The sequence below is a fragment of the Nocardioides aequoreus genome (assembly GCF_000720335.1).
GTDB lineage: Bacteria > Actinomycetota > Actinomycetes > Propionibacteriales > Nocardioidaceae > Marmoricola > Marmoricola aequoreus.
Window position 1 is genome coordinate 801,224 of record NZ_JOJN01000002.1, and the last position, 9,171, is coordinate 810,394.

The window sequence follows — 9,171 nt, forward strand, 5'->3', positions numbered from 1 at the left end:
CACGCGCGACACGCGTGGGCCCTACTCTCGTCTGGTGAGTGACGACTCAAGCAACCGGGTCGCGTGGGGTTCCCACGAGGCCGTGCTCTTCGACCTCGACGGCGTGATCACCCCCACCGCCGAGGTCCACATGCGCGCCTGGGCGGAGATGTTCAACTCCTTCCTCACCGAGACCGACGCCGGCGGTGGTGACCGGTCCCCCTACCGGGACGCCGACTACTTCGCCCACGTCGACGGCAAGCCCCGCTTCGACGGGGTGCGCGACTTCCTGGCCTCCCGCGGCATCGAGCTGCCCGAGGGCGAGCCGGACGACGCGGGCGACCGGCTGACCGTCAAGGGGCTGGGCAACCGCAAGAACGACGCCTTCAACGCGGTGCTCGAGCGCGACGGCGTCACGGCGTACCCCGGCTCGGTCGCATTGCTCGACCACCTGCGCGACCTCGGTCTGCCGCTCGCCGTGGTCTCCTCGAGCGCCAACGCGCCCGCCGTGCTGGAGGCGGCGGGACTGGCCGACCGCTTCCGCACCGTCGTCGACGGTCGCGTCGCGACCCAGGAGGGACTGCCGGGCAAGCCCGCCCCCGACACCTTCGTGCGGGCCGCCGAGGTGCTCGGCACCACCCCGGCGCACGCCGTGGTGCTCGAGGACGCCGTCTCCGGCGTGCGCGCCGGCCGGGCCGGCGACTTCGCCCTGGTCGTGGGCGTCGACCGCGGGGCCGGGGCGCAGGTGCTCACCGACGCGGGCGCCGACCTCGTCGTCCCCGACCTCGCCGACCTGGTGCCAGGGGCCCCGGAGTGAACCGCCGCGGCTCCGTCGTCGACCCGCTCGACCGCGGTCGCTTCCCGGCCGACCCGTGGCGGCTGGTCGAGACGACCTACCGGGCCGAGGACCTCGGCACCACCGAGACGCTCTTCGCGGTCGGCAACGGCTACCTCGGCATGCGGGGCAACCCCGAGGAGGGTCGCGACGCCGTCGCCCACGGCACCTTCGTCAACGGCTTCCACGAGACCTGGCCGATCCGTCACGCCGAGGCCGCCTTCGGCTTCGCCCGCACCGGCCAGACGATCGTCAACGTCCCCGACGCCAAGCTGATGAAGCTCTACGTCGACGACGAGCCCCTCATCCTCGGCACCGCCGACGTGGAGGAGTACGAGCGCTCGCTCGACTTCCGCGACGGGGTGCTGCGCCGGCGGCTGGTCTGGCGCACGCCGTCGGGCAAGCGGGTGCTCATCGAGTCGACGCGGATGGTGTCGATGACGCAGCGCCACCTGGCGCTGATGACGCTCGAGGTCACCATGCTCGAGGGCGACGCCCCGATCGTGATCTCCTCCCAGCTGCTCAACCGGCAGGACGGCCAGGACGAGTACCACGTGCCGTACGAGGCGATGGGCGAGGGCACCGACCCGCGCAAGGCCGCGGCCTTCGACGAGCGCGTGCTGCTGCCACGGCGTCACGAGGCCGGGGAGCGGCGCTCGCTGCTCGGCTACCAGTGCGCCCGCTCCCGCATGACGATCGCGGTCGCCTGCGACCACCGGCTGGAGACCGACGACGAGCACGAGGTCGTGGTGCGGGGCGAGGAGGACCTCACCAAGACCGTCTTCCGCGTCGAGGCCTCGGAGGGCCGCACCATCCGGCTGCAGAAGACCGTCACCTACCACACCTCGCGCGGCGTCCCGGTGCGCGAGCTCGCCGACCGCTGCGAGCGCACCCTCGACCGCACCGCCGGCCACGACGCCGCGCACCACCACGCCGAGCAGCGTCGGTGGTTCGACGACTTCTGGGCGGCCAGCGACGTCGAGGTCGAGCAGGACGACGTGCTCCAGCAGGCGATCCGCTTCAACCTCTTCACCCTCGCGCAGGCCAGCGCGCGCGCCGACCGCCAGGGCGTCCCGGCCAAGGGCGTGACCGGCTCGGGCTACGAGGGCCACTACTTCTGGGACTCCGAGATCTACGTCGTCCCCTTCCTCTCCTTCACCCAGCCGCAGGTCGCCCGCAACCTGCTGCACTTCCGCACCCGGATGCTCCCCGCGGCGCGCACCCGGGCCCGCGAGATGGCGCAGAGCGGCGCGCTCTTCCCCTGGCGCACCATCAACGGCGAGGAGGCCTCGGCCTACTACGCCGCGGGCTCGGCGCAGATGCACATCGACGCCGACATCGCCTACGCGCTGATGCAGTACGTCGGGGCCTCCAACGACGTGGCCTTCCTGGTGCGCGACGGCGCCGACCTGCTCGTCGAGACCGCCCGGATGTGGGCCGAGCTCGGCTTCTGGCGCACCAACGGCGAGCCGACCTTCCACATCCACGGGGTCACCGGGCCCGACGAGTACACCACCGTGGTCAACAACAACCTCTTCACCAACGTGATGGCCCGCTACAACCTCGAGCGCGCCGCCCTGGTGTGCCGCCGCATCGAGGAGCGCCACCCCCGCGACTACCAGAAGCTGGTGCACCGGCTCGGCCTCAAGCCCGGCGAGATCGAGTCGTGGGAGCGCTGCGCCGCCGGCATGACGATCCCCTTCGACGAGGGCCTCGGCATCCACCCGCAGGACGACTTCTTCCTCGACCGGGAGGTGTGGGACCTCTCCCGCACCCCGCACGAGCTGCGGCCGCTGATGCTGCACTACCACCCGCTGGTGATCTACCGCTTCCAGGTGCTCAAGCAGGCCGACGTCGTGCTCGCGATGTTCCTCCACGGCGACCGCTTCACCGACGAGCAGAAGCGGGCCAACTTCGAGTACTACGACCCGATCACCACTGGGGACTCCACGCTGTCGGCGGTGGTGCAGTCGATCGTGGCGGCCGAGGTCGGCTACCACGAGCTCGCGCTCGACTACTTCCGCCAGGCGCTCTACGTCGACCTCGGCGACCTCCACGGCAACACCGTCGACGGCATGCACATCGCCAGCGCCGGTGGCATCTGGAGCGCCCTGACCTACGGCTTCGCCGGCATGGGCGACCGCAACGGCCGGCTCTGCTTCGACCCGCGGCTGCCCGATGGCTGGCCCCTGCTGCGCTTCCGGCTCGCCTGGCGGGGCTCGCGGATGGTCGTGGAGCTGCGGCAGGACGCCATCACCTTCACCGTCGTGGCCACCGGCGAGGACTCGGTGCACGTCCGGGTGCGCGGCCAGCTGCACCAGGTCGTCGAGGGCACGCCCGTGACCGTGCCGCTCGACCACCAGGGCCCACGGATCCCGGGGCTGCTCGGCGACAAGCCGCACCTGGGCGGCACCCGCGCCGACGGCACCAAGATCACCGCCGGCGTGCCCGAGCCGATGGTCTTCGAGGAGGACGTGCCCGGCGAGCTCGACGGCGGCTGACCCCGCCGCCGTACGTCGGGGCGCGGGTCCCCTCCCGGGGTGGTCGAGGTGCCCGAGCTCCAGGGCGAGGGCCTCGAGACCCGGTGAGACACACGCCCGCCCACCGCCGTACGTCGGGTGCCGGGGTCTCGAGGCTCCCTGCGCTCGCACCTCGACCACCCTGCGCCGGGGTGGTCGAGGTGCCCGAGCCCCCGGGCGAGGGCCTCGAGACCCGGTGAGACACACGCCCGCCCACCGCCGTACGTCGGGTGCCGGGGCCTCGAGACCCGGTGAGACACACGCCCGCCCACCGCCGTACGTCGGGTGCCGGGGCCTCGAGGCTCGCTGCGCTCGCACCTCGACCACCCTGCGCCGGGGTGGTCGAGGTGCCCGAGCCCCCGGGCGAGGGCCTCGAGGCCCGGTGAGACGCACGCCAGCGGTCAGCCGGTGTTGCGCATCCCGGCGGCGATGCCGTTGACGGTGAGCAGCAGGGCACGCTCGAGGTCGCGCCCCTCCTCACCGGCCCGCAGCCGGCGCAGCAGCTGCACCTGGAGCAGGTGCAGCGGCTCCAGGTAGTTCTCCCGCACCTCGAGCGTCTGCCGGAGCACGGGCTCGCGCTGCAGCAGCTGCTCGTCGCCGGTGACGGCCAGCACCTCCGCCACGGTGAGGTCGTACTCCGCCCGGATCACGTCGAGGATCTCGCGGGTCGGCTCCGGCGCCAGCGCGGCGACGTACCGCTCGGCGACCTCCATGTCGGCCTTGAAGAGCGTCATCGCGACGTTGTCGAGGAAGGTGCGGAAGAAGGGCCAGCCGGCGTACATCTCGCGCAGCGCCTCGCGACCCTCCTCGCCCACCGCGGCCAGCCCGGTGCCGACGCCGAACCAGCCCGGCACGATCTGCCGCGACTGGGTCCAGCCGAAGACCCACGGGATCGCGCGGAGCCCCTCCAGGCCGCCGTCCTGCTGCGGGCGCTTGGAGGGCCGGGAGCCGATGTGCATCGAGCCCAGCAGGTCGACCGGCGTGCAGGCCAGGAAGTACGCCGGGAGGTCCTCGCGCGAGACCAGCTCGACGTAGCGGGCGTGGGCGGCCTCGGAGACGGCGTCCATCAGCCCGTCCCAGCGCTCCGCCTGCTCCGGCGTACGACGGTCGCGGCGGTGCAGCAGGCTGGCCTCCAGCGTGGCGGCGACGAGCAGCTCGAGATTCTCCCGCGCCAGCGCCGGCAGGGCGTACTTGTCGCTGATCACCTCGCCCTGCTCGGTGAGCTTGACCTCGCCGTCGACGGTGCCGAAGGGCAGCGCCATGATCGCGTCGTACGTCGGCCCGCCGCCGCGCCCGACCGAGCCGCCGCGGCCGTGGAAGAAGCGCAGCCGCACGCCGAAGCGCGACGCGATGTCGCGGGCGCGTCGCTGGGCGCGCTGGATCTGCCACTGGGAGGTCGCGATGCCGCCGCTCTTGTTGGAGTCGGAGTAGCCCAGCATCACCTCCTGCACGTCGCCCCGCGCGGCGAGCACGGCGCGGTAGGAGGGGTCGGAGAAGAGGCCCTCGAGGATCGGCTCGGCGCGCTCGAGCTCCTCGACGGTCTCGAGCAGCGGCACGAAGCCGATCCGCGCGACCCGCTCCGCGAGGTCGACCAGCCCGGCCTCCCGGGCCAGCACGACCGCCGCGAGCACGTCGTCGACGTCGGTGGTCATCGAGATGATGTAGCTCTCGATCGCGCGCTCGCCGAAGGTGTCGAGCGCCTCCGCGATGACGGCGAAGACCTCGGCCGTGCGCCGTCCGTCGTCGTCGATCGGGGGCGGCTGCTGCGAGAGCGGGCGGTGCACCGCGAGCTCCTCGGAGAGCACGCGGGCGCGGGCGGGCTGGTCGAGCGAGGCGTACGGCGCGCCACCCGGGTCGAGCCGGTCGAGCAGCTGGCCGACCGCGTGGTGGTGCTTCTCGGCGTGCTCACGGACGTCGAGCGTGGCGAGCGTGAGACCGGTGGCGGCGACGGTGCGCACCAGCCGCTCCAGCTCGCCGCCGGCCAGCCGCGGACCCTGGTGCTCGAGCACGGAGCGGTGCAGCAGCACCAGGTCGGCGAGCAGCTCGGCGTCGTCGCGGTAGTCGCGGCCGGGCACGTGGACGGCGCCCTCGGCGATGCGGCGGTCGGTCAGCCGCAGCCGCAGGTCGACGCAGGTCAGGAAGAGCCGGTAGGGCTCCTCGACGTTGAGCCGCCGGTAGCGCGGCTCCACCTCCGGCAGCTCCTCGAGCATCTCCTCGGTGCGCGCCACCAGCTCGTCGGCGACGGTGGAGAGCCGCACGCTCACCGAGAGCGTGCGGCGCAGCGCGTCGATCTTGCGGCGGATCACGGCGATGCCGTGGGTGGCCTGCAGCCGGAGCACCTCGCGGGTGGTGTCGGGCGTGACGTTGGGGTTGCCGTCGCGGTCGCCGCCCATCCAGGTGCCGAAGCGCAGCGGGCAGGTCTCCAGCGGCAGCGCGACCGGCTGCTCCTCGTCGTAGGCCGCCAGCCGCGCGCCCAGCTCGTCGAGCACGTCGAGCACGGCCGCCGTGGTCAGGCCCTCGAGGTAGTAGACGCCGTTGCGCGCCTCGTCGACGGGGTCGGGGCGGTCGATGCGCAGCTCGTCGGTCTGCCACAGCAGGTCGACGGCGCCCTCGAGGTCACGGGTGCGCGACGGCGACTCGGGCTCGGCCAGCAGCGCGGCGACGGCCCGCAGCTTGTCGAGCGTCGTACGCCGCTGCACCTCGGTGGGGTGGGCGGTGAAGACCGAGCGCACCGACACCTGGGCCACGGTCTCGGCCACGTCGTCGGCCCCGATGCCCGCCTCGCGCACCCGCTGCAGCGCGCCCGCGAGGGGGCCGCCGTGCTCCCCGCGACGCTCGGCGAGCACCGAGCCGCGGTGCTGCTGCTCGGTGACGTTGGCGAGGTGGAAGTAGGCCGTGAAGGCCCGGGCGAGCGTGGTGGCCGTCTCGAGGTCGAGCTCGGGCAGGTCGAGCGAGTCGTCCTTGGCGGCCTTGCGCACGTCCTCGACGAGGTCGAGCAGCTCCTGCCCGTGGGTGCGGGTCAGCGTCTCGCCCAGCATGGAGGTGACCATGCGGATGTCGCGGCGCAGCGGCGCCTCGGCGTCGGCGGGCAGGTGCTCGGACATCAGGCCCTCCAAGGGGTCGGCGGCACGGTGGTCGAGGAGGTCGCAGCGATCTCCTCCAGGCCCAGGCGACGTCGTCGGCACCCGCGAGGGGCAGCCTAGTGGGTCCCCTCAGGTGAGGTAGCGGGTCAGCGGGGAGTCGGGCGGGAGCCGCTCGATGTGGGCGGGCGACGCCTCGATCCTGGCGAGCAGCGGCGCCAGGTCGTCGGCGGTGGAGAGCTCCAGCCCGACCAGCGCCGGGCCGGTCTCGCGGTTGTTGCGCTTGACGTACTCGAAGAGCGTGATGTCGTCGTCGGGGCCCAGCACGTCGTCGAGGAAGGCGCGCAGCGCGCCCGGCTCCTGCGGAAAGTCGACCAGGAAGTAGTGCTTCAGGCCGGTGTGCACCAGCGAGCGCTCGACGATCTCGGCGTAGCGGCTGACGTCGTTGTTGCCGCCGGAGAGCACGCAGAGCACCGTCGCACCGGGCTCGAGATCGAGCTGGTGCAGCGCGGCGGTGGCGAGAGCACCCGCCGGCTCGGCGACGACGCCGTCGGACTGGTAGAGCTCGAGCATCTCGGTGCACACCGCGCCCTCGTCGACGGGCACGACCTCGACGCCCGCGGCCCGCACCTGGGCGAAGGTCACCTCGCCGACGCGGCGTACGGCGGCCCCGTCGACGAAGGGGTCGACCTGCTCGAGGGTGACCGGGCCGCCGGCGGCCAGCGCGGCCGTCATCGAGGCGGCCCCGGCGGGCTCGACGCCGACCACCCGGACGCCGGGGTGGCGCTCGCCGAGCCAGGCGACCGTGCCGGCCAGCAACCCCCCGCCCCCCACGGGGACGACGACCACGTCGGGCGCCGCGCCCAGCTGGTCGACCGCCTCGCGGATGGCGGTGCCCTGGCCCGCCACCGTGGCCGGGTGGTCGAAGGGCGGCACCAGCACCCGCCCGGTCTCCGCGGCGTGCTCGCCCGCCAGCTGGGCGGCGTCGTCGAAGGAGTCGCCCTGCACCACGACCTCGACCCCGTCGCCGCCCAGCTCGGCCACCCGCAGCCGCTTCTGCCGCGGGGTGGTGCGCGGCAGGTAGATCCGGGCGGAGACGCCGAGCGCGGCGCACGCGAAGGCGACTCCCTGGGCGTGGTTGCCCGCGCTGGCGCAGACGACGCCGCGCTCCCGCTCCTCGGCGGTCAGCCGCGCCAGGAAGTGCGAGGCGCCGCGCGACTTGTAGGAGCGCACCGGCTGCAGGTCCTCCCGCTTGAGCAGCACCCGGCAGCCGTGGCGCCGCGTGAGCCGGGCGTTGTCCTCCAGCGGCGTGGTGGGCACGGTGCCGACGAGCACCGCGGCCGCGGCGTCGACGTCGGCGGCGGTCACGAGAGGAGTCCCGGCTGGAGTCACCGGCCGATCATCGCGCGTGGCAGGCTGAGCCGGTGAGCGACCTCGTGAACTGGGCCGGCAACCACACCTACCGTGCCGGCGAGCACGTGCGTGCGGAGTCGGTCGCGCAGGTGCAGCGGGTGGTGGCCGGCGCGCAGCGGCTGCGGGTGCTCGGCACCCGCCACTCCTTCAACGCGATGTGCGACACCGACGGCGTGCTGCTCGACCTGGCCGGCCTGACCGGAGAGCCCGAGCTCGCCGACGACGGCGCCTCGGTGCGCGTCGCCGCCGGCACGACGTACGCCGCCCTGGCGCCCTGGCTGCACGAGCACGGCCGGGCGCTGGCCAACATGGGCTCGCTCCCGCACATCTGCGTGGGAGGCGCCGCCGCCACGGGCACCCACGGCTCCGGCACCGGCAACCAGGTGCTGGCCGCCGCGGTGCGGGCGATCGAGCTGGTGCGCCCCGACGGGACGCTCGAGGTGCTGCGCCGGGGCGACGCCGACTTCGAGGGCTCCGTCGTCGCCCTGGGCACCCTCGGCGTGGTCACCGCGCTTGAGCTCGACTGCGAGCCCACCTACGACGTGGTGCAGCAGGTCTACGAGCACCTCGGCTGGAGCGAGGTCGTCGAGCAGATCGGTGAGGTGCTCGCGGCCGCCTACAGCGTCAGCGTCTTCGGTCGCTGGCGCGACGACCTGCCCACCGACGTGCTGGTCAAGACGCGGGTCGGCACCGACGCCGAGCTCACCTGGGGCGAGCCGATCGCCGACGACGCGGTCTTCCGCTCGCTCGGCGACGGCGACCACGTCACCCGTCGCGGCGAGCCCGGCCCGTGGTCGGAGCGGCTGCCGCACTTCCGCGCCGACCGGCAGCCCAGCTTCGGCCAGGAGATCCAGAGCGAGTGGTTCGTCGCCCTGGCCGACGCCGTGCCGGCGCTGCGGGCCGTCACCGAGCTCGCCGCCGGCGACCCCGAGCTGGTCGACCTGCTCTCCGTGACCGAGCTGCGCGCGGTGCGCGGCGACGACCTGTGGCTCTCACCCGCCCACGGCCGCGACACGCTCGCGATCCACTTCACCTGGCGGCTCGAGCCCGAGCGCGTGGCGGCCTGCGCCGAGCGCGTCGCCGACGCGCTCGCGCCGTACGCCGCCCGCGCCCACTGGGGCAAGGTGCCCGGGAGGCAGCGCGAGCCCGGCACGGCGTACCCACGGCTGGACGACTTCCGCGCGCTCCGCGCCCGCGTCGACCCCGACGGCACACTGCTCAACGCCCACGTGGCGCAGGCGCTGGGGCTCTAGCTGTACCCGGCCATGACGTTGGTTCCAGGCTCAAAGCGTTGACGTAACGAGAACCCCCGAGTGGGCTGTGGCTTGTCGAAGGTCACAACACC

Annotated in this window: 5 protein-coding genes; 3 read left to right on the forward strand and 2 right to left on the reverse strand. The window is 73.6% G+C overall.

All coding sequences use genetic code 11. The features are described 5' to 3' along the window. The first annotated feature begins 34 nt into the window (after window positions 1-34). Window positions 35-796: an HAD family hydrolase gene (locus IG63_RS0106410; protein ID WP_030483548.1), complete on the forward strand. Its 762-nt coding sequence runs from the start codon at window positions 35-37 to the stop codon at window positions 794-796. Next, window positions 793-3,315: a glycoside hydrolase family 65 protein gene (locus tag IG63_RS0106415; RefSeq protein WP_036194441.1), complete on the forward strand. Its 2,523-nt coding sequence runs from the start codon at window positions 793-795 to the stop codon at window positions 3,313-3,315. Before IG63_RS0106410 ends, IG63_RS0106415 begins: the two co-directional genes overlap by 4 nt. A gap of 419 nt (window positions 3,316-3,734) precedes the next feature. Here the strand turns inward: IG63_RS0106415 and ppc are convergent, their stop codons facing one another. Both ppc and ilvA read right to left on the reverse strand, forming a co-directional pair. Next, window positions 3,735-6,437 carry a phosphoenolpyruvate carboxylase gene (ppc, locus tag IG63_RS0106420; protein WP_030483550.1) on the reverse strand — a complete coding sequence of 901 codons (2,703 nt, stop codon included), beginning with the start codon at window positions 6,435-6,437 and terminating at the stop codon, window positions 3,735-3,737. 108 nt (window positions 6,438-6,545) lie between these two features. Further along, entirely contained in the window at window positions 6,546-7,781 is a 1,236-nt protein-coding gene (gene ilvA / locus IG63_RS0106425; RefSeq protein ID WP_030483551.1) for a threonine ammonia-lyase IlvA, read from the reverse strand. Window positions 7,782-7,837: 56 nt separating this feature from the next. On the opposite strand from ilvA, the gene IG63_RS0106430 reads away from it, so the two are divergent. Next, entirely contained in the window at window positions 7,838-9,079 is a 1,242-nt protein-coding gene (locus tag IG63_RS0106430) for an FAD-binding protein (protein ID WP_030483552.1), read from the forward strand. The last annotated feature ends 92 nt before the right edge of the window (window positions 9,080-9,171 follow it).

Bases quoted from the DNA above. Each gene is read 5' to 3' on its own strand.
- ppc (WP_030483550.1), bottom strand. From the start codon at position 6,437: ATGTCCGAGCACCTGCCCGCCGACGCCGAGGCGCCGCTGCGCCGCGAC.